Origin of the sequence: Variovorax atrisoli 110B (assembly GCF_000382045.1) — a bacterium.
GTDB lineage: Bacteria > Pseudomonadota > Gammaproteobacteria > Burkholderiales > Burkholderiaceae_C > Variovorax > Variovorax atrisoli.
This window is the reverse complement of the sequence record NZ_KB907451.1, coordinates 17,963-42,212: the sequence shown is the minus strand read 5'-3', so window position 1 is coordinate 42,212 and position 24,250 is coordinate 17,963. Positions and strand designations below refer to the sequence as shown.

Annotated in this window: 24 protein-coding genes; 9 read left to right on the top strand and 15 right to left on the bottom strand. The window is 69.9% G+C overall.

Going from position 1 to position 24,250, the window contains the following annotated elements; genetic code table 11:
• The first annotated feature begins 16 nt into the window (after nucleotides 1-16).
• Nucleotides 17-1,057, top strand: coding sequence for a LacI family DNA-binding transcriptional regulator (locus G369_RS0108195; protein ID WP_019653504.1), 1,041 nt, complete (start codon nucleotides 17-19; stop codon nucleotides 1,055-1,057).
• 19 nt (nucleotides 1,058-1,076) lie between these two features.
• Here the strand turns inward: G369_RS0108195 and G369_RS0108190 are convergent, their stop codons facing one another.
• From G369_RS0108190 to G369_RS0108180, 3 genes are all read right to left on the bottom strand, one after another.
• Nucleotides 1,077-1,409, bottom strand: coding sequence for a hypothetical protein (locus G369_RS0108190; RefSeq protein WP_019653503.1), 333 nt, complete (start codon nucleotides 1,407-1,409; stop codon nucleotides 1,077-1,079).
• Between the two features lie 25 nt (nucleotides 1,410-1,434).
• Complete coding sequence (locus G369_RS0108185) at nucleotides 1,435-3,126, bottom strand: hypothetical protein (protein ID WP_019653502.1); 1,692 nt, start codon at nucleotides 3,124-3,126, stop codon at nucleotides 1,435-1,437.
• A gap of 62 nt (nucleotides 3,127-3,188) precedes the next feature.
• A complete protein-coding gene (locus tag G369_RS0108180; RefSeq protein WP_026346273.1) occupies nucleotides 3,189-3,383 on the bottom strand; it encodes a YjiS-like domain-containing protein in 195 nt (64 codons plus the stop codon).
• A 106-nt stretch (nucleotides 3,384-3,489) separates the two neighbouring features.
• Between G369_RS0108180 and G369_RS0108175 the strand changes: the two genes are divergently transcribed.
• A complete protein-coding gene (locus G369_RS0108175) occupies nucleotides 3,490-4,383 on the top strand; it encodes a LysR family transcriptional regulator (protein ID WP_019653500.1) in 894 nt (297 codons plus the stop codon).
• Here G369_RS0108175 and G369_RS35540 read toward each other — a convergent pair.
• From G369_RS35540 to G369_RS35535, 5 genes are all read right to left on the bottom strand, one after another.
• Complete coding sequence (locus tag G369_RS35540; protein WP_019653499.1) at nucleotides 4,370-6,004, bottom strand: nitric oxide reductase activation protein NorD; 1,635 nt, start codon at nucleotides 6,002-6,004, stop codon at nucleotides 4,370-4,372. The genes G369_RS0108175 and G369_RS35540 overlap by 14 nt on opposite strands.
• Nucleotides 6,001-6,819: a CbbQ/NirQ/NorQ/GpvN family protein gene (locus G369_RS0108165; protein WP_019653498.1), complete on the bottom strand. Its 819-nt coding sequence runs from the start codon at nucleotides 6,817-6,819 to the stop codon at nucleotides 6,001-6,003. Before G369_RS0108165 ends, G369_RS35540 begins: the two co-directional genes overlap by 4 nt.
• Nucleotides 6,816-7,853: an aliphatic amidase gene (locus G369_RS0108160; protein WP_026346272.1), complete on the bottom strand. Its 1,038-nt coding sequence runs from the start codon at nucleotides 7,851-7,853 to the stop codon at nucleotides 6,816-6,818. Before G369_RS0108160 ends, G369_RS0108165 begins: the two co-directional genes overlap by 4 nt.
• 171 nt (nucleotides 7,854-8,024) lie before the next feature.
• Entirely contained in the window at nucleotides 8,025-8,519 is a 495-nt protein-coding gene (locus G369_RS0108155) for a hypothetical protein (RefSeq protein ID WP_019653496.1), read from the bottom strand.
• Nucleotides 8,516-9,454: a LysR family transcriptional regulator gene (locus G369_RS35535; protein WP_019653495.1), complete on the bottom strand. Its 939-nt coding sequence runs from the start codon at nucleotides 9,452-9,454 to the stop codon at nucleotides 8,516-8,518. Before G369_RS35535 ends, G369_RS0108155 begins: the two co-directional genes overlap by 4 nt.
• A 96-nt stretch (nucleotides 9,455-9,550) precedes the next feature.
• On the opposite strand from G369_RS35535, the gene G369_RS0108145 reads away from it, so the two are divergent.
• The gene (locus G369_RS0108145; RefSeq protein ID WP_019653494.1) at nucleotides 9,551-10,534 is read left to right on the top strand and encodes an SDR family oxidoreductase; all 984 of its coding nucleotides are present in this window, start codon (nucleotides 9,551-9,553) and stop codon (nucleotides 10,532-10,534) included.
• A gap of 17 nt (nucleotides 10,535-10,551) precedes the next feature.
• Here the strand turns inward: G369_RS0108145 and G369_RS0108140 are convergent, their stop codons facing one another.
• From G369_RS0108140 to G369_RS35530, 3 genes are all read right to left on the bottom strand, one after another.
• The gene (locus tag G369_RS0108140; RefSeq protein WP_019653493.1) at nucleotides 10,552-11,502 is read right to left on the bottom strand and encodes a glutaminase; all 951 of its coding nucleotides are present in this window, start codon (nucleotides 11,500-11,502) and stop codon (nucleotides 10,552-10,554) included.
• On the bottom strand, nucleotides 11,499-12,407 hold the full coding sequence (locus G369_RS0108135) for a DMT family transporter (RefSeq protein WP_019653492.1): 909 nt from the start codon (nucleotides 12,405-12,407) through the stop codon (nucleotides 11,499-11,501). The genes G369_RS0108140 and G369_RS0108135 overlap by 4 nt, the downstream gene beginning before the upstream one ends.
• Nucleotides 12,408-12,494: 87 nt before the next feature.
• The gene (locus G369_RS35530) at nucleotides 12,495-13,448 is read right to left on the bottom strand and encodes a LysR family transcriptional regulator (RefSeq protein WP_019653491.1); all 954 of its coding nucleotides are present in this window, start codon (nucleotides 13,446-13,448) and stop codon (nucleotides 12,495-12,497) included.
• A gap of 113 nt (nucleotides 13,449-13,561) precedes the next feature.
• Here G369_RS35530 and G369_RS0108125 point away from each other — a divergent pair, with 113 nt between their 5' ends.
• Genes G369_RS0108125 through G369_RS0108110 form a run of 4 tightly spaced genes read left to right on the top strand, consistent with a single transcriptional unit; the run spans nucleotide 13,562 to nucleotide 17,244 of the window.
• Nucleotides 13,562-14,686 (top strand): aryl-sulfate sulfotransferase, encoded by a 1,125-nt coding sequence (locus tag G369_RS0108125; RefSeq protein WP_019653490.1) that lies wholly within the window; start codon nucleotides 13,562-13,564, stop codon nucleotides 14,684-14,686.
• The gene (locus tag G369_RS0108120) at nucleotides 14,683-15,654 is read left to right on the top strand and encodes an ABC transporter substrate-binding protein (RefSeq protein WP_019653489.1); all 972 of its coding nucleotides are present in this window, start codon (nucleotides 14,683-14,685) and stop codon (nucleotides 15,652-15,654) included. The genes G369_RS0108125 and G369_RS0108120 overlap by 4 nt, the downstream gene beginning before the upstream one ends.
• Entirely contained in the window at nucleotides 15,651-16,418 is a 768-nt protein-coding gene (locus G369_RS0108115) for an ABC transporter ATP-binding protein (protein WP_019653488.1), read from the top strand. Before G369_RS0108120 ends, G369_RS0108115 begins: the two co-directional genes overlap by 4 nt.
• Nucleotides 16,419-16,428: 10 nt before the next feature.
• A complete protein-coding gene (locus G369_RS0108110) occupies nucleotides 16,429-17,244 on the top strand; it encodes an ABC transporter permease (protein WP_019653487.1) in 816 nt (271 codons plus the stop codon).
• A gap of 25 nt (nucleotides 17,245-17,269) precedes the next feature.
• On the opposite strand, the gene G369_RS0108105 is transcribed toward G369_RS0108110, so the two are convergent.
• From G369_RS0108105 to G369_RS0108095, 3 genes are read right to left on the bottom strand one after another with little or no spacing between them, the layout of a single operon-like run.
• A complete protein-coding gene (locus G369_RS0108105) occupies nucleotides 17,270-17,773 on the bottom strand; it encodes a BON domain-containing protein (RefSeq protein ID WP_019653486.1) in 504 nt (167 codons plus the stop codon).
• Complete coding sequence (locus G369_RS0108100) at nucleotides 17,770-18,315, bottom strand: flavin reductase family protein (protein WP_020722994.1); 546 nt, start codon at nucleotides 18,313-18,315, stop codon at nucleotides 17,770-17,772. The genes G369_RS0108105 and G369_RS0108100 overlap by 4 nt, the downstream gene beginning before the upstream one ends.
• A 6-nt stretch (nucleotides 18,316-18,321) precedes the next feature.
• Nucleotides 18,322-19,251, bottom strand: a complete 930-nt coding sequence (locus G369_RS0108095; RefSeq protein WP_019653484.1) for a LysR family transcriptional regulator — start codon at nucleotides 19,249-19,251, stop codon at nucleotides 18,322-18,324.
• 73 nt (nucleotides 19,252-19,324) lie between these two features.
• Between G369_RS0108095 and G369_RS0108090 the strand changes: the two genes are divergently transcribed.
• Nucleotides 19,325-21,346 (top strand): alkyl/aryl-sulfatase, encoded by a 2,022-nt coding sequence (locus G369_RS0108090; protein ID WP_020722993.1) that lies wholly within the window; start codon nucleotides 19,325-19,327, stop codon nucleotides 21,344-21,346.
• On the opposite strand, the gene G369_RS0108085 is transcribed toward G369_RS0108090, so the two are convergent.
• Nucleotides 21,328-22,557, bottom strand: a complete 1,230-nt coding sequence (locus G369_RS0108085) for a nucleoside recognition domain-containing protein (RefSeq protein ID WP_019653482.1) — start codon at nucleotides 22,555-22,557, stop codon at nucleotides 21,328-21,330. The genes G369_RS0108090 and G369_RS0108085 overlap by 19 nt on opposite strands.
• A gap of 72 nt (nucleotides 22,558-22,629) precedes the next feature.
• Here G369_RS0108085 and G369_RS0108080 point away from each other — a divergent pair, with 72 nt between their 5' ends.
• Complete coding sequence (locus G369_RS0108080) at nucleotides 22,630-24,207, top strand: phospholipase D family protein (protein ID WP_019653481.1); 1,578 nt, start codon at nucleotides 22,630-22,632, stop codon at nucleotides 24,205-24,207.
• The last annotated feature ends 43 nt before the right edge of the window (nucleotides 24,208-24,250 follow it).

Genomic DNA, 24,250 nt, shown 5'->3' with positions numbered 1-24,250 from the left:
ACAATCGTTTGCACCAATGGCCGCCAACCCATCCGCCCCGTCTTCGCCCGTCACCATCCGCGACGTCGCCCGCGCCGCCGGCGTGCACGTGTCCACCGTCTCGCGCGCGCTGAGTCCCGAGAAGCGCTCGCTGATCAGCGAGGAGGTGCTGCGCGTGGTCGAGGAGGCGGCGCAGCGCCTGGGCTATCGGCCCAACCGCGCGGCCTCGGCGCTGCGCACGGGGCGCACCCACACCATCGGCGTGCTGGTGCCCGACATCACCAACGCGGTGTTCCCGCCGATCCTGCAGGGCATCGAGGCCAGCGCCGCCGCGCGCGGCTACTTCGTGTTCGTCACCAACGTGGTCGACCACTCACTCGCGCGGCCGGTGCTGGAGCGCATGCTGGCGCAGCGCGTCGACGGCGTGGTCATGGCCACCGCCACGCGCGACGATCCGCTGGTCGACTTCGTCACCAGGGCCGGCATGACGGCCGTGCTGGTCAACCGCGCCGACGAGACCGGCCGCCTGCCGGCGGTCGTCAGCGACGACCGGCTCGCGATGAAGCTCGCGGTCGACCACCTCGTGGGCCTGGGCCACAAGCGCATCGCGCACCTCGCGGGCCCGCAGACCATTCCCACCGGCGTGGGCCGGCGCCTGGGCGTGGAGCAGGCGCTGCGCGACCACCGCATGAAGCCTTTCCGCGTGGTGGAGTGCGCGAGCTACAGCCGCGAGGCCGGCGCCGAGGCGATGAAGCAGATGCTCGCGGCCGGCGCCGCGCCCCAGGCCGTGGTGTGCTGCAACGACCTGGTCGCGCTGGGCGCCTACGACGCGCTGCGCGAGGCGGGCCTGCGCGTGCCGCAGGACATCTCGGTCACCGGCCACAACGACATGCCGCTGGTCGACATGGTCGCCCCGCCGCTCACCACCATCCGCCTGCCGCACCGCGAGCTGGGCTGGCGCGCGGCCGAGATGCTGTTCGAGGAGATCGATGGCCATTCGATGTCGGCATCGACCGTGGTGCTGCGCCCCGAGCTGGTGGTGCGCCAGTCGACCGCCGCGCCGGCCGGCACGCGCTGAGCCCTCGCCCCCGCTGCCGCTACCACCACCAGCGGGCGATGTCGTCGCTCAGGCCCATGTAGAGCAGCAGCAGCGTGACCAGCACGACGATGCACTTGGTGCGCAGCGACATCTTCGGCTTCGGCGCGAAGACTGCGGCGCCGCCGAGAAAGTGCACGCCGCAATGCGGGCATTGCCGCACCTTGCCGTAGATGAGCTCCCCGCACCGTGCGCAGGGCACCTCGTCGGGACCGGGCTCCGGCGGCGACGGGTCGGCGTCGCGCCGCCCGTCCCGCAGGCGCTGCTGCTGCAGCCGCGCGCGGCGTTCGCGGTGCGCAGCGAGGTCGATGGGGTCGTTGGGCTTGTCGGACATGCTCGGATGAGAACGACGTATCCGGCTAGCGTGCCACAGCCGCGCGCTGCGTGGGTTTCCTGCGGGCGGCGGGACGGCGCGGCGGCTTTGCTTCCAGCACCAGCTCGGCCGGCAGCTGGTCGTTCCACGACTCGGTGAAGTAGGCGCGGTCGCTGGGCACCAGCTGCGGCAGCGCCTCGCGCAGCAGCGCCAGCGATTGCTCGGCGGCCTTCAGCTCGCCCGCATGCGCCGCGTACCAGGCGTGCTCGAACAGCAGGCTGCAGTGCTGCAGGCCCGGGTAGCGTCGGCGCCCGGCCTGGTGGTCGGCCAGCCGCGCCTGCGCCACCTGCACCCAGCGCGCGGGCCAGTGGGTGGAATCGAAGGCATCGGCCAGCGGGCCGGCGAGCCTCGAGATGGCGGCCGGGTCCAGCGGCTTCTGCGCGCGGAACTGCGCGAGCGTGGGCTGCCGCTCCGGCCGGCAGTGGCCGCGCGCGATGCGCATCAGGTAGATCGCGTTCCATGCCGAGCGGCCCTGGCCGTCGGTGTGGCCGCAGAGCCATTCGCTGAAGGCGATCCACTGCACCGCGCGGCGGGTGGTGTCGGTGTTGCCGTCGTGCGCCAGCGCGGGCAGGTCGGCGAGGCCCACGCGGTCGAAGAGCCACGCGGCCATGCCCATGTTGGCCGCCACGTGCTGCGCCGCGTCGAAGGAGTGCGACTCGAACGCCGCCGCCAGCGCCTCGCCGAAGCGCTGCAGCGACTCCTCCGCCAGCGCGGCGGCGGCGGGCTTGTCGTCGGCCGCGAGCGCCAGCGCACGCGAGCGGCAGGCCAGCGCCCACAGGTTGCACCACTCGAATCGCACGTCGGGGTGGTGGCGCAGAACCAGGGCGCGCACCGCGTCCTCGGCCATGCCGCTCAACAGCGACTGCGCCAGCGGCAGGTCGCGCGCGGTGTAGGCGCACCATGCGGAGACGATGCACTCCATCGCACCCAGGTAGTCGTTGCCCGCCACGTGGTGCGCGAGCCGCTGCTTCTTGAGCGCCTGCAGCCGGCGCCGCGCCTGCTCGTTGTCGCCGAGGCGGCGCCACAGCATCGCCTCGTTGAGCGTGACCAGCGCGCGCTGGAAGTCGGTGGCGGCGAGCGTGCCGGCCAGGCGGATCGATTCGAGCGCGCTGCCGCCCGCGTTCTCGCCGGCCTTCTCGCCCGCCACGGGTGCCATCAGCCGCCCCTGCCGCGCCGCCTGCTGCGAGGCGACGAGCTGCTTCCAGAAGGCGGCGTCCTGCAGGTGCACCGCGTCGGGCGGCGGCGAACCGGCGGCCTGCCGATGGCTGCGGGAGCGCAGTCCGAGGAACGAGGCGATCTCGGCAGCGGTGGCCGCGCGGCCTTCCACCAGCACGCGCACGCGCTTCGCCTCGGCGGCAGGCAGCCAGAAGGGGCCCTGGCTGCGCCGCTCGGCGTTGAGGAAGCGGGGCTCGCGCTGCGTGTCCTCGCCCCAGCCGGCATCGATGCCCCAGGCCTTGAAGTCGCGGAATGCACGGCTCACCACCATGCGCAGCGTGCTGGCGTCGGACACCTCGCCGCGCAGGTCGGCCAGCCGAACCACGCCGGCTCCGGCCTCGTGGGCATGCTGCATGCGCACCAGCAGCCACAGCGACTGGAAGGCCGCGCGGCGGCCGTTCACCGACTGCGGCGAGGTGAGTTCGATGAAGACCTGGTTGGCGTGTGGAGCTGACTTGGGCACGCCCCCGATTTGAACCTCAAAACAGGGGCGCCACGGAAGAAGATGCCGCGCGGCGCGTGGCCTCAGTACCTGTGCTCGTCCAGCAGCCGCGGCACCTCGCTGCGCCCGATGCCCAGGTCGCGAAGCTCGTGCTCGCTCATGCCGGCGAGCTGCCGCGAGTCGAGGCGCGCGCGGCGGCGATTCACCACGCGGCGGCGCCAGCCGCGCAGGGCATGGATCAGGCGTTGGTGAAAGGACGTTGGCTTCGGCGCGGTCACGATGGGCTCCTTGGTTGGTGGGCCCATCTTCCCGCCGGGCATGCTATTGTGGAAGTTGAGAATCCTGAGACTCTCAATCAGTCTTCCTGATAGCAGCCATTTCCCGATGCGACAGCTCAACCTCGACCAACTGCGCACCCTCATCGCGATCGTCGACCTCGGTACCTTCTCGGCCGCCGCCAAGGCGCTGCACCTCGCACAGCCCACGGTGAGCCTGCACATCAGCGAGCTCGAAGCGCGCCTGGGCGCACCGCTGGTGCTGCGGGGCAACCGGCGCATCACGCCTACGGCGGCGGGCGCCGCGCTGGTGGAGCGCGGGCGCAAGCTGCTGCGCGACACCGACGACGCGGTGGAGGCGGTCAAGCGGCAGGCCGAGGGGCGGGTGGGCCGCGTGCGGCTGGGCACCTCCACCGGCGTGCTGGTCGACCTGCTGCCGCAGGTGCTGGAGGCGCTGGGCGCGGAGCACTCGGGCATCGACGTGGAGGTGAGCATCCGCGGCTCCTTCGAGGCCATGGAGCGGCTGGCCGCGGGCACGCTCGACATCGGCCTGGTCGCCATTCCGCAGCCGCCGCTGCGCGGCATCGTCGTCACGCCCTGGTGCGAGCAGCCGATGATGGCCTTCGTGCCGCGCCGCTGGAAGGCGCCGAAGCGCGTGACGCCCGCATGGCTCGCGGCGCAGCCGCTGATCTTCAACGAGGCGACCACGCACATGTACCGCCTCACGATGGAGTGGTTCGCCGCCGCCGGCTTCGCGCCGCGTGCGCGCATCGAGCTCAACTACGACGCCGCCATGCGCAGCCTGGTGTCCGCCGGCTACGGCGCGGCGCTGCTGCCGCTGCAGCAGTCGACCGACCTCGTGCCCGGCAACGATCGCATGCAGATCCTGCCCGTGAGCCCGAAGCTCACGCGCCGCGTGGGCATCGCGCACCGCCAGCATGCGCTGCTCGACGGCGCGACGCTGAGCGTGCTCGAGGTGCTCAAGAGCTTCAGCCAGGCCTGAGCATTCCGAGCCGCGCACCCATGTGCGCTAGGCGCAGGGGGAGCTTTCGCACATCGTCGGCGATGCCGTGGTCGCGCCAGCCGAAGATGCGGCGCACATAGGCATCGGCCGCGCCATCCACCGCCATGCAGGCGACGCGCACGCCGGTTGAGCGTGCCTCGGCCACGGCCTGGCGGGCATCTTCGATCAGATACGCGGGGTCGTGCACGTCGATGTCGGAGGGCGCGCCGTCGGTCACGACCAGGATCGCTCGCCGGTCGTTGGGCTCGTCGCGCAGGTGCGAGGCGGCATGGCGCAGCGCCGCGCCCATGCGCGTGGAGTAGCGGCCTTGCACGGCCGCGAGGGTGGCGTGCAATGCGGCGCCGGGCGGCTGGCCGAAGTCGAGCAGGCGGTAGTAGTAGACCTCTGCGCGCGTGTTTGACGAGAAGCCGTGGATCGCGAGGCGGTCGATGCCGTGCGCCGCCTTCGATGCCGCGAGCAGCAGGGCAGCCTGCTTCTCGATGTCCAGCAGCGAGAGGCCGTGCGGACCCGGATCGTTCGCCGACGCCGACAGGTCGAGCAGCACCAGCAGGCTCGACGGGCGCGGACCCTTGCCCGCGCGCATGAACAGACGCGGATCGGGCCGCAGGCGCGCGCGGCGATCGATCATGACTTCGATGGCGGCGTCCAGGTCGACGTCGTCGCCTTCCCACTGGCGGCGCAGCCGGTGCGTGCGGTCGAGATGGCGGGCGCGGAGCGGGGCTAGCGGCGGGATGCGTTCTCCGCCGGCCATGGCCTGCTCCCGCGGCGCGCGAAGGCCTTGCCAGGCGGGCAGCTTCTCGATCACCGTGCACCAGTCGGTGCGCAGGCGCTCCAGCCTGCGGTCCCATTCGGGATAGGTGAAGCGGCCCAGTTCCGTCATCTCGTCGATGCCCTCGGGTGGCCGGTCGTCGCTGCCTGCGTTGCGCGCATCCGTTGGCGGTGACGGCCGTGCGCCCGATTGCTGGAGCGCGATGGCCTCGTCCGGCGGCGTATCGGCATCGCCGAAATCCCAGAGGTAGCTGTTGTCGTCGCGGTAGGGCGCGGGCACGGCGTAGTCCCGCGGCTCGAAGCGCACGCGCATCTGGCCGAGATCGTTGGCGAGGATGGAGGCGATGGCGCGGAAGGCGTCGTAGTCTTCCAGGCCCGCGCGCGCCGCGGCTTCGTCGAACAGGCGGCGAGCCTTGTTGACCCAGTGGTTGTCGTCCTGCCATGCAGGCAGCGCCAGCATGCGGTCCATGCGTGCGATGAGCGCAGCGAAGCCGAGGTCCTTCGGATCGGGCGCGGGCGCCTGCGATCCGGCGAACCAGCCGCGCAGGCCGGGGAAATCGCGGCACAGCAGTTGCTCGACGCGCGCGTCCTCGATCGCGGAGGCAACCGCGATGACCATGGGCTTGAGCCCGCGCGCCGGTCGCGCGGGCGTTGAGTAGCGCAAGTGCGCGACCGCATGCGCGGCCATGGCCCGGCGCAGGCTTTCCGCAGCCGCGCCTCCGGGCAGCAGCAGGCGCTTGCCGACGAGCACGGCGCGTGCGCCGGCCATGGCCTGCACTTCCACGTCGATGCCGGCGAGACCGCGGGCCAGCAGCGACAAGGCGGCATTCATCCGAACTGCGCTTCGACAAAGCCCCGCAGCGCGCTGGCCATGTCGGGGTCGTCCGTCAGTGCGCGCGTCATCGTCATCTCGCAGCTCTCGCGCGGCGTCACGCCGTCGCGGATCAGCACGCCCGCGTAGATCAGCATGCGCGTCGACACGCCTTCGTCGAGCCCCCGCTGCTTCAGCTCGCGAGAGCAACGCGCGATGGCCACCAGCCTTGCCGCGAGGTCGAGGCCCACCTGCGCCTCGTGCGACACGATCTCGGCTTCGAGTGTGCTGTCGGGGTAGTCGAACTCCAGTGCCGCGAAGCGCTGGCGGGTCGAAGGCTTCATGTCCTTGGCGCTGCTCTGGTAGCCGGGGTTGTACGACACCACGAGCTGAAAGTCCGGATGCGCACGCACCAGCTCGCCCTTCTTGTCCAGCGGAAGGACGCGCCGCGCGTCCGTCAGCGGGTGGATCACCACCGTCGTGTCCTGCCGCGCCTCCACCACTTCGTCGAGGTAGCAGATGCCGCCGTGCCGCACCGCCAGCGTCAACGGGCCGTCGTGCCAGGCCGTGCCGTCGGCGTCGAGCAGGTAGCGGCCGACAAGGTCGGAGGCCGTCATGTCCTCGTTGCAGGCCAGCGTGACCAGCGGCCGGCCCAGCGACCACGCCATGTGCTCCACGAAGCGCGTCTTGCCGCAGCCGGTGGGGCCTTTCAGGATCAGCGGCATGCGGTGGCTGTACGCCTGCCGGTACAGCGCCACCTCGTTGCCCGCGGGCCGGTAGAAAGGCTCGGTCTCGATGCGGTAGGCGGCCAGCGGATCGGCAACCGCCGCGTTCATCGGTGTTGCGCCGGCTCGTTCGGAAGGCCCTCGATCGGGCATTCGGGCGTGCCCACAGTGCTTCGCGTGAACGACTCCACCATCTCGCGCGTGCCCTCGGGGTCGTTGATCCACTTCGTGTAGAAGTTGTACGGGCAGGCCGCCACGCCCTTGTCGCCGTCGCCCGAGTTGATGGTGCCGGTGTAGCCGCGGTGCACCAGCTTGAAAAGGTGGTTCTGCGACTGGCCGTTCTTGCGCGCGTCGCGGATCAGGCCCATGGAGAGTTCGGCGTAGTTGATGCCCATCTCCTCCTCGCCGCATTCGCCCAGCGTGCGGCCGTCGAAGCCGATGAGCGCCGAGTGGCCGAAGTACGAGTAGACGCCGTCGAAGCCCGCCGCGTTGGCCACCGCCACGTAGGTGTTGTTCATGAATGCCATGGCCTTCGACACCATGATTTGCTGCTCCTTGGCGGGGTACATGTAGCCCTGGCAGCGGATGATGAGCTCGGCGCCGCGCATCGCGCAGTCGCGCCAGATCTCGGGGTAGTTGCCGTCGTCGCAGATGATCAGGCTGATCTTCATGCCCTTGGGGCCTTCGCTCACGTAGGTGCAGTCGCCCGGATACCAGCCCTCGATGGGCACCCACGGCATGATCTTGCGGTACTTCTGGACGATCTCGCCCTTGTTGTTCATGAGGATCAGCGTGTTGTAGGGCGCCTTGTTCGGGTGCTCCTCGTGGCGCTCGCCGGTCAGCGAGAACACGCCCCACACGTTGGCGCGGCGGCAGGCGTCGGCGAAGATGGCCGTCTCCTCGCCGGGCACGGTGGCGGCCGTGTCGTACATCTCCTTGGCGTCGTACATGATCCCGTGCGTGGAGTACTCGGGGAACACCACCAGGTCCATGCCCGGCAGGCCCTTCTTCATGCCGACCAGCATCTCGCCGATCTTGCGCGCGTTGTCCAGCACCTCGGCCTTGGTGTGCAGGCGGGGCATCTTGTAGTTGACGACCGCGACGCCCACGCAATCGTTGCTGCTCGAAATATCACCGTGTCTCATGATGCTGCTCCTGAAGTGGTTGATGAAGAAAGAAAACAAGAAGGCCCGGATCGGCGTTCAACCGATCCGGGCCTTCCGGTGGAGCAATGGGTTCGTGTCGTCGGAGCCGATTGTTCTCAACTCATCGCGAGCTGCACATACGTCATTTCGCTGATTGCGGCGGCAATGCGCTCAGCGCGGGCGCGCGTAGCCGGACTCGATCCACGCGCCGGCGCTGGTGGCGGTGAGCCTGAAGGCGGGCGACACGCTCACGCTGGCGAGTTCGCTGTCGTCGGCGTCGTCGTAGGCCGTGAGCGTGGCCGTGGGGTTGTCCTCGTCGGGAACGATGGCAAGCGCCACGCGCACGCGCCGGTCGTCGCGCGCGGTGACGGTCACGCTCTTGTTGAGCGCGGCGTGCAGCTGCTGCTCGTGGCGGCGGATCACTTCGGCGGCGGTCTTCACCAGCGTGGAGAAGGCGGGGCCGTCGAGCGGCTTGGGGTTCTTCTTGTCGCGGCCCATGGTCCAGGGGCCGACGAGGGCGGGCTCGGGGTCGCCGTGGCGCGTCATCTCTACGGCCCAGCCGTCGTCTTCCTCGTTCTTGATGATGCGGGCGGTCCAGCGGTCGTCGCGCCAGAGGCGGTCTTCCTGCAGGGGGAGGGTGTCGGAGTCTGTGGTCGGTTCGGTCATTCGGTTGCTGTCGTTCTGGCGCGGGGCATTTTCGCCTCGGCAGCGGGGCCTCCGATGTGGCGCGCGAGGCCTTCGGCCAGCGCATCGAAGGCGACGCGGCAGCGCGGGCTGCCGCGCAGGTCCTCGTGCATCGTGACCCAGGTGTCGAGCTGCAGCGAGAAGGCGCGCGGCATCAGGCGGACCAGCCCGGGTTCTCGGCTGGCCAGCGCCACCTGGCAGATGCCGATGCCGGCACCGGCGCGTATCAGCGCCAGTTGCGTGAGGTCGCTGTCGGTGCGCACAGAGAAGGTGTCGCGCGTGAAGCCCTTGAGCGACTTGCCCGCGTTGCGCACGAAGGCCGTGGGCTGGTCGTACCCGATCAGCGAGTGGGCGGCCAGCTCTTCGAGCTTGCGCGGCGCGCCATGGCGCGCGAGATAGTCGCGATGCGCGTGGAAGCCCAGCTCGATGTTGCCGATGCGGCGCGCCACCAGCTGCTCCTGCCTGGGGCGCACCATGCGCACGGCGATGTCGGCCTCGCGCCGCAGCAGGTCCTGCACGCGGTTGGTCGACACCAGCTCGACCTTCAGCGCAGGGTGCGTCTCGCGCAGCCTCGCGACGATGGTCGGCAGCACTTCCGCGCAGACGACCTCGCTGGCCGACACGCGCACCACACCACGCACGCCTTCGCCCTGGCTGCTGGCGGCGCGCTCCAGCGAGGCGGCCGTGCTTTCCATGGCCTCCGCATGCGTGCGCAGCGCCAGCGCCACCTCGGTGGGCAGCAGCCCCGTCTGCGAACGCGTGAAGAGCACGGTGCCCAGCGCCTCCTCGAGCGCCGCCACGTGGCGCCCGACCGTGGGCTGGGTGATGCCGAGGGCGCGTGCAGCGCCCGAGAGCGAGCCCTCGCGCAGCACGCTCAGGAAAGTGCGGTAGAGCTCCCAGCCGATGTTCGAAGTCATACATAAATGTATGGCTGATAGCTCATGTTCGGCAATTCCAATGGAGCCGGCGCGGTTCCAGAATTCTTCCATCGGCAACAACTTCTGGAGCATTCCATGGCAAACGACACGGTCCTGGTTCTCGGCGCAACGGGCGGCATCGGCGGCGAAGTGGCCCGCCAGCTGCGCGATGCAGGCTGGCAGGTACGCGCGCTGAAGCGCGACGCGCAGGAAGGAAAGCGCGAAGGCATCACCTGGCTGGCCGGCGACGCGATGGACGAACAGGCGGTGCGCCGCGTCGCCCGTGGCTGCTCGGTCATCGTGCATGCGGTCAACCCGCCGGGCTACCGCAACTGGTCGCAGCTGGTGCTGCCGATGCTCGACAACACCATCGCCGCCGCCAAGGCCGAAGGCGCGATCATCGTGCTGCCGGGCACGGTCTACAACTTCGGTCCCGACGCCTTCCCGCTGCTGGCCGAGGACTCGCCGCAGCGCCCGCTCACCCGCAAGGGCGCGATCCGCGTCGAGATGGAGCGGCGCCTGGAAGAGGCCAGCCGCCAGGGCGCGCGCGTGCTGATCGTGCGTGCCGGCGACTTCTTCGGCCCGAAGGCGGGCAACAACTGGTTCTCGCAGGGGCTGGTGAAGGTGGGGCAGCCCGTGCGGGCCGTGAGCTATCCCGGCAGCCCCGGCGTCGGCCACCAGTGGTCGTACCTGCCCGACGTGGCGCGCACCATGGTCGAGCTGCTCTCGCGGCGCGACCGGCTGGAGCCCTTCGCCCGCTTCCACATGGCCGGCCACTGGGACGCGGACGGCACGCGCATGAGCGATGCCATCCGCAAGGTGGTGGCGCGCCGTACCGGTGCCAGGGTCGGCGTGTCGGCCTTCCCGTGGTGGCTGCTGACGCTGGCTTCGCCCTTCGTCGTCACCTTCCGGGAAATGCGCGAGATGCGCTACCTGTGGCGCACGCCGGTGGCGATGGACAACGCGAAGCTGGTGGCCTTCCTCGGCCGCGAGCCGCACACGCCGCTGGAGGAAGCCGTGGAAACGGCGCTCGACGGCATGGGCTGCCTGGCTGCAGCACCGGTGGCTGCGGCCGCTTGATCGCCTGGGGCAACGGCTCAGAAGACCGAGAGCCCCGTGCGCGCCACGAAGAGTTCGAGCGCCTTCATTCCCAGCAGCGAATTGCCGGTGGCGTCGAGCGCGGGCGACCACACGCACAGCGTGAGCCTGTCGGGCACCACCGCGACGATGCCGCCGCCCACGCCGCTCTTGCAGGGCAGGCCGATGGAGAAGGCCACGTCGCCCGCCGCGTCGTAGGTGCCGCAGGTGAGCATCAGCGCGTTGATGCGGCGCGTCTGCCGCTCGCCGGTGACCTCGGGCTCTCCGTCGAGGGGATGCGCACCGTCGCGGCACAGGAAGGCGGCGGCGCGCGCGAGCTGGCGGCAGCTCATGCGCAGCGCGCACTGGTGGAAGTAGGTGTCCAGCACGGTCTCGACGTCGTTGTCGATCTTGCCGAAGCTCTTCATGAAGTTGGCCAGCGCGATGTTGCGAAAGCCGGTATCGGCCTCCGACTGCGCCACCTCGTCGTCGAAGGCGACGGGTTCGCCGCACAGGCTCGACATGAGCGCGAGGATGTCGGCCTTGGCGCTGCCGCCCGCGGCCCTGGCCTGGCTCACCAGCCGGTCGGCGACCGCGATGGCGCCTGCATTGATGAAGGGGTTGCGCGGCTTGCCCTGTTCGTTCTCCAGTTGCACCAGCGAGTTGAACGGGTTGCCCGAGGGCTCGCGGCCGATGCGCTCCCACAGCGCGTCGTCCATGCGCTGCATGGCGAGCGTGAGCGTGAAGAGCTTCGACACGCTCTGGATGGAGAAGGGCGTCTCGAAGTCGCCCGCGCCGGCTTCCTCGCCCTCGCAGGTGCGCAGCGCGATGCCGAACTGCCGCGCATCGACGCGCGCGAGCGCCGGAATGTAGCTGGCGACCTTGCCGCCCTGGCCGAGCTGTGGGCGCAGGGTGGCGACGATCTCGTCGAGGACGGGCTGAAACCAGGTGGCGGTGTTGCTGCTGCTCATGCGCTGCGTTGTACCGTAGGCCGCCGGTTGACCAGCACGATGCCCAGCGCCACGCCGACCAGCGCCACGATCAGCTGCGCCGTGAGCGGCTCCTTCAGCAGCGCCACGCCGAACACCAGCGCGAACAGCGGCGTGAGAAAGGTGAAGGACGACATCTGCGTGGCCGGGTAGTGCCGCAGCAGCCACATCCACGCGAGATAACTCGCGAAGGCGCCCACCACCGTCTGCAGCCCGATGGAAGTCCAGGCCCAGGCGGAATACGAGAAGCCCCAGTGCTCGCCCAGCACCAGCGAGAGCACCGGGCATGCGGCCGCCGTGACGGCGACCTGATAGAACAGCGTCTTCTCCGCGCTGGCCGTGGCCAGGCGCGTGGTGCGCAGCGTGAGCGTGGTCAGGCCCCAGAGCATGCCGGCCGCCAGCGCCATGCCGTCGCCGATGAGCTGCGACGAACTCATGTGGGCGAAGCCCTCGCTGAAGGCCAGCACCACGCCCGAGAAGGCGATGAAGAGCCCCAGCCACTGGAAGCCGCGCAGCCGCTCGGCCGGCACCCAGCGCGGCAGCAGCAGCGAGACCCAGAAGGGCGCCGTGTAGAGGAACACCGTGAGCCGCGAGGCGCTGGTGTGCTGCAGCCCCAGGTAGATGCCGGCGAATTCGCCAGAGAACAGCAGCCCGGCCAGAAGCCCCGGCCACAGCGTGCCGTCGCGCTCGAAGAGCGGCACGCGCCGCCACACGCACCACAGCCACAGGAGCGCCGTCGCGCCGACCATGCGGATGGAGGCCTGCCACATCGGCGGCACCTCGGTCACGGTGGTCTTGATGAGGATCTGCTGCAGGCCCCAGAAGGCGCAGCAGGCGATGAGAAGGCCGACGGCGAGGCCGTCGAGATGGGTCTTGCGCTGGATCATTCGGGGCGGTCGCTCGAAACGGGGTGGCGGCGGAGGGCCGCCGAATTCATCCGATGATCGTATCGTGTCCGGGCAACCCGCGTGGGCTCACTGGGCAAATGCATCCAGCGCGGGCAGCGGCGCCTGCCGCTCGAAGCGCTGGCCGATGGCCTGCAGCGCGGCCTCCAGGAACTGCAGGAACATGCCCATGGCCACCGAGGTCGTCTGGCCCGAGCGCTGGTAGAGGCAGCTGAACGAGCGCGCGCCCGCGTCGGCCAGGCCGGTCCACATCAGCGTGCCGCGCTCCACGTCCTCGGCCACGTTCTCGGGAATGAGGAAGCCGATGCCGGTGCCTCCCGCCACGAGGCGCCGCACCATCGCGACCGAGCTGGTTTCCACCAGCGGGCGCACCTTGCGGTGCTCGCGGTGGTCGATCTGGTCGACCATGGCGCGCAGCTCGGTGTCGGGCGTCATGAGGATCAGCGGGTGGTCCAGGCAGTCGCGCAGCCGCGGCAGCTTCCCCAGCGCCGCCAGCGGGTGGCCCGGCGGCGTGACCAGCCCCAGGTGCTGCGGAAAGCTGCGGATCTCCTCCACGCCCGGCGGCGGCTTGCGGCGCAGGCAGAAGCCGATGTCCGATTCGCCGTTGGCCACCCACTTCAGGATGTTCTCGCCGCTGCCCGAGCGCACGCCGTAGGTCACGCCGGGGTAGTTCTTCATGGCCGTCTCGATGACCTCGGGCACCAGCTGCTCGGCCGAGGAATGCGGCACCGCCAGGTTGATGTGGCCGCGCCGCAGCGAGCGCAGGTCTTCCACCTGCGCCAGCGCGTTGTCGAAGTCGCGCTGCCCGCGCCGCACGGCGGCCACCATGATCTCGCCGGCCGTGGTCAGCTGCATGCCGCGCGGCAGCCGGTCGAAAAGGGGCGTGCCCACCTGCTCCTCGAGGTTGAGCACCTGCTGGTGGACCGCGGCGGCCGTGAGGTGCAGCGCTTCTGCCGCCTTGCGCACCGAGCCGCGGCGGGCCACTTCGTCGAAACAGCGGAAGGTCTGGGAGATGGCGCGCATGGTGCCGGGAGTGTATGGATTTTCTATACGCACCGTACGAAACAAACAGATTTTCCTGACGGGCGATGCGGCCTAGATTCGCACCGTCATCCAATATTCCGAGGTTCGTTCCCGTGACCACCACCACCGTCGACCAGATCACCCAGCGCCGCCGCGGCACCGGCCTGATCGCCCACGACCCGGCGCTGAGCGCCGGCGGCTACACCCTGATCGCGCCGCAGACCGACGACGGCAACGTCTACCTGGTCGACATCGAAGGCCGTGTCGTCCATCAGTGGAAGATGCCGGTGCGCCCGGGCCGCGCGGCCGTGATCCTTCCCAACGGCAACCTCGGCTACAACGGCAACCACGCCGATTCGCCCGAGATCTACCCGGCCTGGTCGCTGTGGCACGGCGGCGATTTCTACGAGGCCACGCCCGAGGGCGAGATCGTCTGGCGCTTCCAGGACCCGACCCATCACCACGACGCCCGCTGGCTGGCCAACGGCCACCTGCTGTACGCCGGCTGCGCGCCCGTGCCGGCCGGCTTCGCCGAGCGGGTGCCCGGCGGCACCGCCCACGGTCCGGACGAAACCATGTACGGCGACGTGATCCGCGAAGTCGACCGCGACGGCAGGCTCGTGTGGGAATGGAAGGCCTGGGAGCATCTGGCGCCGGAAGACTTCCCCATCCACCCCGGCTTCGGCCGCACCCACTGGCCGCTGGTGAACGGGCTCGACGTGACGGCCGAGGGGCTGGTGCTCATGAGCCTGCGCACGACCTCGGGCATCGTCGGCATCGACCGCGCCACCGGCGGCGTGAAGCTGCACATCCCGCCGTCGGTGCTGTCGCACCAGCATGCGCCCGTCGCGCTGGACAACGGCAACATTCTTGCTTTCGACAACGGCAACTTCCGCACCGGCAAACATGTGGCGTTCTCGCGCGTTCTCGAAATCGACCCGGCCTCCAACGAGGTCGTGTGGCAGTACGCGGACGAGCTGGTCAACGCCTTCTACACCGCCTACATGGGCAGCGCGCAGCGCCTGCCCAACGGCAACACGCACGTCACCGAGTCGGCAACGGGGCGCCTGTTCGAGGTCACGCCGGCCGGCGAGGTGGTGTGGGAGTACGTGATCCCCTGGTTCGCCGAATACCCCGACGAGGCCGCGCGCAAGTACGTGCCCGGCCGCCAGAACAGCGTGTTCCAGACTTTCCGCTACACCGCGGCGCAACTTCCCTGGCTCAAGGTTTCCGCATGACGACGTCTTCTTCCTTCTCGCTTCGCCGCCTCCTGCTCGCGCTGGCTGCGGCGCTGCCCTTCGCGGCGCAGGCCGCCGACGCGCCCAAGCCGGTGCGCATCCTCAGCAACTGGTTCGCCCAGCCCGACCAGGCCGGCTACTGGCAGGCCCAGCAGGACAAGCTCGGCCGCGAAGCCGGCATCGAGATCAGCGTGCTGCAGGGCGGCCCGAAGATCCAGACCATCCCGCAGGTGGCCTCGGGCCAGGCCGAGTTCGGCATCGGCAACGCCGACGACGTGCTGCTGGCCCGCCTGCGCGGCGCGCCGGTGCGCGCGGTGTTCGCGCACCTCGACTACGTGCCCTACACGCTGGTCTACCACGCCGACCCGGCCGTGAAGTCCATCGCCGACCTGCAGGGCCGCACCTTCGCGGTGAACATCGGCAATGCCTACTGGGAGTGGACGAAGAAGCAGTACAAGCTCGCGGGCACGCGCGAGATCCCGGTGAGCGGCGACCTCGGCCTGTTCCGCAACGATCCGAAGATGGTGCAGCAGGGCTATTCGCTCTTCCTGCCCGCGCGCATGGCCGCGGCCGGCGTGCAGGTGCAGCAGATCACGCTGGCCTCGCTGGGCTACCGGCCCTACGACGTGCTCTTCACCACCGACGACATGATCCGCAAGAACCCCGCGCTGGTGAAGGCCACCATCGCCGCGGTGCAGAAGGGCTGGGCCAACTACGTGCGCAACCCCCAGGGGCTCAAGCCCCTCATCACCGGCATGAACAAGCAGATGACGCCCGAGGTCTACGACGCGGCCAACAAGGAAATGATCGAGACGCTGATCTCGCACGACCTCGGCCGTATCGGCTGCATGACGGATGCGCGCTGGAGCGAACTCGCGGGCCAGTTGCGCAGCGTCGGCTTCCTGCCCGCTGGCTTCGACGCGAAGCAGGGCTACGACCGCACGCTGGTGCCGGGCTGCAACCCATGAGCGGCGCGGCCGTCGGGCTGGAGGGCGTGTCGAAGCGCTTCGACACGCGCAAGGATGGCGGGCTGCTGGCGCTGGACACGGTCGACTTCGCGCTGCGCCCGGGAGAGTTCGTCTCCATCGTCGGGCCCTCGGGCTGCGGCAAGTCGACCCTGCTGCGCATCATGGCGGGGCTGGTCGCGCCGAGCACCGGGCGCTGCACGCGGCCCGACGGCATCGAGACCGCCTTCGTGTTCCAGGAGGCCGCGCTGCTGCCTTGGCGCAACGTGGAGCGCAACGCGCAGTTGCTGATGGAGCTCGAAGGCCACCCGCCCCAAAGCTATCGCCCGCGCGCGGCCGAGGCACTGAAGCTGGTGGGGCTCGCGGGCTTCGAGAAGTCGTATCCGCACCAGCTCTCTGGCGGCATGCGCATGCGGCTGTCGCTGGCACGCGCACTGGCGCTGCGCCCCGGGCTGCTGCTGCTCGACGAGCCTCTGGCGGCCGTCGACGAACTCACGCGCGACGTGTTGCAGGAGGAGCTCTCGTCGCTGTGGCGGCAGGCCGGCTTCACCGGCGTGCTGGTGACGCACAACGTGCACGAGGCGGTGTATCTCTCGAACCGGGTGGTGGTGATGTCGCCGCGGCCGGGACGCATCCTCGACGTGATCGACGTGCCCTTCGCATTCCCGCGTGCGCCCGAGCTGCGCGCCAGCGCGGACTTCGCGGCGCTCACCGGACAGGTGACGGCGGTGCTGCGCGCGCAGCATCATGCGCAGGCGGTCGCCTGAGGAAAACACGATGACGCGTTCTTCCTCATCTTCTTCCTCGCCTGCCCTGGCCTTCGCACGCAACGCCGCCCCCGTGCTGGTGGTCGCGCTGCTCGCCGTCGGCTTCTGGTGGCTGCTGAGCGCCACCGTCTACCAGGGCAAGGGCTACCTGCTGCCATCGCCGCAGGAGGTCGCAGCCGCCACCGTGGAGAACGCCGCAACGCTCGCGGGTGCGACGCTCTCCACGCTGAAGGAGGCGCTGCTGGGCTACGCGCTGGCCATCGTCGTCGGCATCGCGGGCGCGGCGGTGCTGGCGCAGTCGCGGCTGCTGGAGCGCAGCCTGTATCCGTACGCGGTGCTGCTGCAGACCGTGCCGGTGGTCGCGATCGCGCCACTCATCGTGCTCTGGTTCGGCTACAACGAGCTGTCGGTGGTGATCGTGAGCTTCATCATGTCGCTCTTCCCGATCATCAACAACACGATGCTGGGCCTGCGCTCCACCTCGCGCAATCTCGCGGAGCTGTTCGCGCTGCACCGCGCGGGCGGGCTGGTGTCGTTCTGGAAGCTGCGGCTGCCGGGCGCGCTGCCGCACATCTTCGCGGGGCTGCGCATCTCGGCGGGGCTGTCGGTGATCGGCGCCATCGTGGGCGAATTCATCATCGGCTCGGGCAATGCCGAAGGCGGGCTCGGCGTGCAGATCGTGTTCGCGCAGGGGCGCATGTACACCGCGCTGCTGTTCGCCGAGGTGATCGCGGCGACGCTGCTGGGCTTTCTCTTCTTCCTGGTGGTGAGCGCGATCGGCCGGCTGCTGCTGCGGCACTGGCACGAATCGGCGCTGGGGAGCTAGCCAGCCTCGCCGCCTTTCTCTGCCTCTATCTGGCGGATGCCACCGGATAGGGCGGCTTGCCCCGCGTGCCCGTCATCAGGTCGGGCACCACCGTCTCCACGTCGGGCACCGCGCGCGCGGCGCGTTCCAGCTTCCTGGCGAGCGCCGCGTCCGGCACGCAGCCCTGCAGGTAGACCCAGCGGCGCTGGATGACCACCCAGACGCTGCCCTTCCTCACCCCAGGTACGGCCAGCAGCGCGGCGCGCACCTTGGGCGCGAGCGGCTTGTCGTAGCGGTAGGCGTTGCTGTCGGCGCACTTGCCGGCCAGCCAGCAGGTGGTGCCGCGCTCCAGCCGCGAGTGGGTCTGCAGGCGGCGCTCCTCGGTCGTATAGAACGGGCCCTCGGGCACGGCGCAGGCCGGCAGGCCCGAGGAGATCTGGAAGAACGGGTCGTCGAACCAGTTCTGCTTGACCGGCCCGTTCGCTTCCTGCGCCGCACCGGCCTGCGCGGCGAGCAGCAGGACAAGCAGGAGCGCAGGGCGAAGCGTCACAAGGGATGCTCCGTGTAGAAGCGCCCGCCGTGGAAGAGCAGCGGCGAGGCGCCTGCGTCGTGCGAGCAGCGCTCCACCTCGCCCACGAAGATCACGTGGTCGCCTTCGTCGTAGCGGCTGCGGTTGAAGCACTCGAAGCTGGCCGCAGCGCCCACGAGCACCGGCGCGCCGCCCAGGCCTTCGGTGTAGGCCACGTCGGCCCAGCGGTCGATGTTCTTCGCGGCGAAGCGCTCGGCCAGCGCCTTCTGGTTGGCCGCGAGGATGTTCACCGTGTAGTGCGAGCCGGCGCTCAGCGCGGGCATCGAGCCGGCCGCGCGAGACAGGCTCCACAGCACCAGCGGCGGGGTCAGCGAGACCGAATTGAAGGAGTTGGCAGTGAGGCCGACCAGCGTGCCGTTCGCCGCGCGCGCGGTCACGACGGTGACGCCGGTGGCGAACATGCCGAGGGCTTCACGGAACTCGTCGGACGAAAAGGAGGGCGGCTGGGCCCGGCGGGGAGTGGTCACGGAAAAAGAAGCAAAGGCCGGATGCGGGAGGCCCATTTTGGCTCAGTGCCCGCCGGCCTGCCCGCCGGTGCTCATCAACTCGGTCACCAGCCGGGTATAGGCGGCTGCGGCCGGGGAGGGCGTGCGCGCCGCCAACGTGACGAGGCTGTAGTGCGTCTGCATGCGCTCCAGGCCCGCCACCGGCAGGGGAACCAGCGTGTCGGTGTCGTGGCCCGGATGGCTGGGGACAGGCGCGACCGGCGCGAGGATCACCGCGCCGGCGGTGAGTGCCAGGTGCCGCAGCGTGCCGGTGTCGTCGCAGGTCACGTTGAAAACGCCGCGGTCGCCGCGCGGGGCGAGCCGGTCGAACTGCAGCGCCACCTCGGCCGGCAGGCGCGGGCCGGCGACGGGATGGTCCATGAGCTTTTCGAGGCGCACGGGCTGCGGCCTGAGCTTGAGCAGCGGGTGCTTCGGCCGCACGAAGAAGGACACCGGCAGGTTGGGCAGCCGCGCGAGCTTCAGGCCGGGCTGCTGCTTCGTCAGGTCGCGCGTGTCGGCCACGAACAGGTCGAGTTCGCGGCGGTGCAGGCGCTCGCACAGCGTGGCGGTGTCGGCCACCTCCATGCGCATCTGCAGCTGTGGATGGCGCTGCGTCATGAGCGACAGCGCGGCGCGGCCCAGCGTGCCGGCGGCAAAGGGGCCGAAGCCGACCGCGAGGCTGCCGATGGCCAACCCTTCGAGCTGCAGCACGTCGCGCGCGATCTGCTGCGCGTCGGCCAGCAGCTCGCGCGCGCGTGCCAGCACCAGCTCGCCGGCCTGGGTGAAGCGCACACTGCCGTAGGCGCGGTCGACCAGGCGGGCCTGCAGGCTTTCCTCCAGGCTCTCGATGCTGCGCGAGAGGGCGGGCTGCGAAAGATGCACCGCCTGGGCCGCGCGGCCGAAGCTGCCCTGGTCGGCGAGGGCGACGAGATGCTGGAGCTGGCGTAGCTGCATTTTGCGTTTTACTTAAAAAGAACGCGCATATTTTGCATTTGCCAGTGATTCGGTCGCTTCGCAGAATCGCCGGATGACTTCTTCCTTGCCAGCTTCTCCTTCGTCCTTCTCCGCCGCGCTCGTCGCCCTTGCATGCGCGCTGGCCGCACCGTCCGCCACCTTCGCGCAGGCCGCGCCCAAGGCGCCCGAGCCCTCCACGCTCAAGGCCAATGCCGAGATGGCGAAGACGCTGCCGTTCGCCAACCGGCAGGACTTCGAGGACGCGATGCACGGCTTCGTCGGCACCGTGCCCGACGCGCTGGTGCCGGGCGCCGGCGTGCGCCCCGTCTGGAGCATGAAGCCCTACGACTTCCTCAAGGCGGACGCGCCGGCCGACACCGTCAACCCCAGCCTGTGGCGGCAGGCGCAGCTCAATGCGATCCACGGCCTGTTCAAGGTGACCGAGCGCGTCTACCAGGTGCGCGGCTTCGACATCGCCAACATGACCATCGTGGAAGGCGACAGCGCGCTGATCGTCATCGATCCGCTGCTGGCCGCCGAGACCGCGCGCGCCGCGCTCGAGCTCTACTACCAGCACCGCCCGCGCAAGCCCGTGGGCACGGTGATCTACACGCACGGCCACGCCGACCACTTCGGCGGCGTGAAGGGCGTCGTCGACGAGGCCGACGTGAAGGCAGGCAAGGTGCAGGTGCTCGCGCCCTCGGGCTTCATGGAAACGGCCGTGGCCGAGAACATCCTCGCAGGCAACGCGATGAGCCGGCGCTCGCAGTACCAGTTCGGCACGCTGCTGCCGCCGGGTCCGCGCGGGCAGGTCGACACCGGCCTGGGCAAGGCGCTGGCGCGCGGCACCATGTCGCTGATCGCGCCCACCTCCACCATCGACAAGCCGACGGAGGAGCGCACCATCGACGGCGTGCAGTTCGTCTTCAGGCTGGTGCCGGGCTCCGAGGCGCCTTCGGAAATGCTCATGTACCTGCCGCAGTTCCGCGTGCTCAACATGGCGGAGGACGTGACGCACAACATGCACAACCTCTACACCATCCGCGGCGCGGAGGTGCGCGACGGCAACCTGTGGTCGAAGTACATCGACGAGGCCCGCGTGGCCTTCGGCGGCAAGGCCGAAGTGCTGATCGCCCAGCACCACTGGCCGACCTTCGGGCAGGACCGGATCGTCGACCTGCTGAAGAAGCAGCGCGACATGTACAAGTTCATCAACGACCAGTCGCTGCGCCTGCTCAACCAGGGCTACACCGCGGCCGACATCGCCGAGACGCTGCGCATGCCAGCGAGCCTGGAGCAGGAGTGGTCCGCGCGCGGCTACTACGGCACGCTGCGGCACAACGCCAGGGCCGTCTACCAAAAGTACCTGGGCTGGTACGACGCCAACCCCGCCAACCTGAACCCGCTGCCGCCGGTGGCCTATGCGAAGAAGACCGTCGAGTACATGGGCGGCGCCGATGCGGTGCTGGCGCGCGCCCGTGAAGACTTCGGCAAGGGCGAGTTCCGCTGGGTGGCCAGCGCGATGAGCCAGGTCGTGTACGCCGACCCGACCAACCGCGCGGCCCGCGAGCTGGGCGCCGATGCGCTCGAGCAGATGGGCTACCAGTCGGAAGCCGGTACCTGGCGCAGCGCCTACCTGGTGGGCGCGATGGAGCTGCGCAACGGCGTGCCGAAGATCGCGGGCGGCAACAGCGCCAATGCCGATTCGCTCAAGGCCGTGAGCAACGACCTGTTCTTCGACTTCCTGGGCGTGCGGCTGAATGCCGCCAAGGCCGAGGGAAGGAAGATGGCCATCAACTGGAACTTCACCGATTCCAACGAGCAGTTCGTGCTGACGCTGGAGAACTCCGCGCTCACGCACATCGCCGGCCGCCAGCCCGACGCCGACGCCGACGCCGACGCCACGGTGACGCTGAACCGCGCCACGCTCGACGCGATCACGCTGAAGGAAACGAGCTTCCCGGCGGCGGTGCTTGCGGGCAAGGTGAAGATCGACGGCGACCGCGCGAAGCTGGCGGAGCTGATGTCGATGCTCGATACCTTCGAGCCGATGTTCCCGATCGTCGAGCCGAAGGCTCAGCCGAAGAACCAGTAGCAGACCGCGACGGCAGCCACCACGCCCGCCAGCTCGGCCAGCAGCGCGCACGACACCGCGTGCCGCGTGCGCTGGATGCCGACCGCGCCGAAGTACACCGCCAGCACGTAGAAGGTGGTCTCGGTGCTGCCCTGGATGGTGGCGGCCACCAGGGCAGGGAAGCTGTCGACGCCGTGGCTCTTCATGGTCTCGATCAGCATCGCGCGCGCCGCGCTGCCCGAGAAGGGCTTGACCAGCGCGGTGGGCATGGCGTCGACGAAGCGTGCGTCGAGCCCCGCCGCCGTCACCAGCCAGCGCAGGCCGCCGAGCGCGAAGTCGAGCGCGCCCGAGGCGCGCAGCACGCCGATGGCGCACAGCATCGCCACCAGGTAGGGCAGCAGGTTCTTTGCGATGTCGAATCCTTCCTTCGCGCCCTCGATGAAGCATTCGTACACCTTGATGCGGCGGATGGCGCCCGCCAGCAGGAACACGACGATCACGCCGAACAGCGTGAGGTTGCCCAGCAGCGACGACAGCGAGGCGATGGCCGCCGCCGAGAGCGTGCCCAGCAGGGTCATGAAGCCGCCCAGCAGCAGCGCGCCCGGCAACAGGTAGGCCAGCACCACCGGGTCCCACAGCCGCAGCCGCTGCGCCACCGCCACCGACAGCAGCCCGACCAGCGTGGAGGCGCTGGTGGCCAGCAGGATCGGCAGAAACACCAGCGTCGGGTCGCCCGCGCCCTGCTGGGCCCGGTACATGAAGATGGTGACCGGCAGCAGCGTCAGCGACGAGGCATTGAGCACGAGAAAGAGGATCTGCGCGTTGGTGGCCGTCACAGGGTCGGGGTTCAGCCGCTGCAGCTCGCGCATCGCCTTCAGGCCGATGGGCGTGGCCGCGTTGTCCAGCCCGAGCGCGTTGGCCGCGAAGTTCATGGTGATGAGCCCCAGCGCCGGGTGCCCCGCGGGCACGCCCGGCATGAGCCTCCGGAAGAGCGGCCCCAGCAGCCGCGCGAGCCAGCCGACCAGCCCCGCCGCCTCGGCGATGCGCAGGAAGCCCAGCCACAGCGTCAGCGTGCCGAACAGCAGCACCATCACCTCGACCGCCAGGCGCGCCATCGCGAACAGCGCCTCGACCAGCGCCGCGAACACCGTCGGGTCGCCGCCCACGAGCCACCGGCCCAGCGCCGCCAGCGTCGCCACCCCGAAGAAACCCAGCCACAAGCCGTTGAGCACGCTTCTTTTCCTTTTGTTTCGCTTCGATGATAGGCCCGCCATCGGGGGCCGCCGCGAGCTACAGTTCGGCCCATGCGCGCCTCCACCGTCCGCCGATTCGCCGCCTTCGCCCTAGGCGCCGCCGCCCTCTGGCTGGCGGGCTGCGCGAGCCTGCCGCCGCCGCAGCCGCGCCCGGTGGTCACGGCCTTCACCGACGTGGCGCAGACCGAGCTCGGACAGCTCGCCGCCAAGGGGACGCCCGGCGGGTCGACCTCGCTCTCGGGCTTCAGGCTGCTGCCGGAGGCAGCCTTCGCGTTCGACGCGCGCATCTCGCTCGCGCGGCACGCCGAGAAGTCGCTCGACGTGCAGTACTACCTGATCCAGAAGGACGACGTCGGCCTGCTGTTCCTCAAGGAGCTGCGCGAGGCCGCAGCGCGCGGCGTGCGCGTGCGGCTGCTGGTGGACGACCTCTACACCGGCGGCGAGGACGAGGTGTTCAGCACGCTGTCGGCCTTCCCGAACATCGAGGTGCGGCTGTTCAACCCGCTGCCCTCGCGCGCCGATTCGCTAGCGACGCGGCTGCTGTTCTCGCTGAGCGACTTCGGCCGCATCAACCACCGCATGCACAACAAGCTGCTTGTGGCCGACAACAGCTTCGCGGTCTCGGGCGGGCGCAACATCGCCAACGAATACTTCATGCGCAGCACGGCGGCGAACTTCATCGACATGGACGTGCTCTCCAGCGGCCCGGTGGTGCGCCAGATGTCCGAGGGCTTCGACCGCTACTGGAACAGCGAGCACGTGCGCCCCATCGAGCAGATCGCGCCGCTGCGCATGCCCGCGGAGCAGGCGCAGAAGCGCTTCGACGAGATCGCGCGCACCGCGGTGCCCGACGTGGCCATGCACCAGCGCGACGTGCTCGACAAGTCGCCCGTGGGGCAGCAGCTCATCGCGGGCAACGTGGAGCGCTACTGGGCGCCGTCGACGCTGTTCGTGGACGACCCCGAGAAGATCACGCGCAAGGCCGACGCCGCCTACGCCGGCAGCGTGACGGAGGGCGCGCTCAGCGTCATCAATTCGGCCGAGCGCGAGGTGAAGATCGGCTCGCCGTACTTCATTCCGGGCGCGCGCGGCATGGCGATGATGAAGAAGGCCATCGACCGCGGCGGCCGCATCACGGTGGTGACGAACTCGCTGGGCGCCACCGACGAGCCGCTGGCCTATGCGGGCTACGAGCGCTACCGCGCCGACATGCTGAAGATCGGCGTCACTATCTACGAGATCGCGCCCACGCTCACCGGGCGCTCGGGGCGCTTCGGCGACTTCGGCAAGTCGATCAGCCGGCTGCACGCCAAGCTGGCGATCGTCGACGACGAGCGCTTCTTCATCGGCTCGATGAACCTCGACCACCGCTCGGCCGCGGTCAACACCGAGATCGGGCTGGTCATCGACAGCCCCGAACTGGTGAAGGACTACGACCGGCTCATGAGCGGCGAGCGCGTGAACCTCGGCTACCGCCTGCGCCTGGGCCCCGACGGCCGGCGCGTCCAGTGGCTGGAGTACGACGACGCCGGCGGCGACATCGTCCACGAGGACGAACCGGGCGAGTTCCTCTGGCTGCGCTTCAAGAACTGGCTGCTTCTGCCCATCGTGGGCGAAGAGCTGCTGTAGCCGTTCTTTTGCCTCCTGCGCTCTCCGCGCCCCCCTGGCGCAC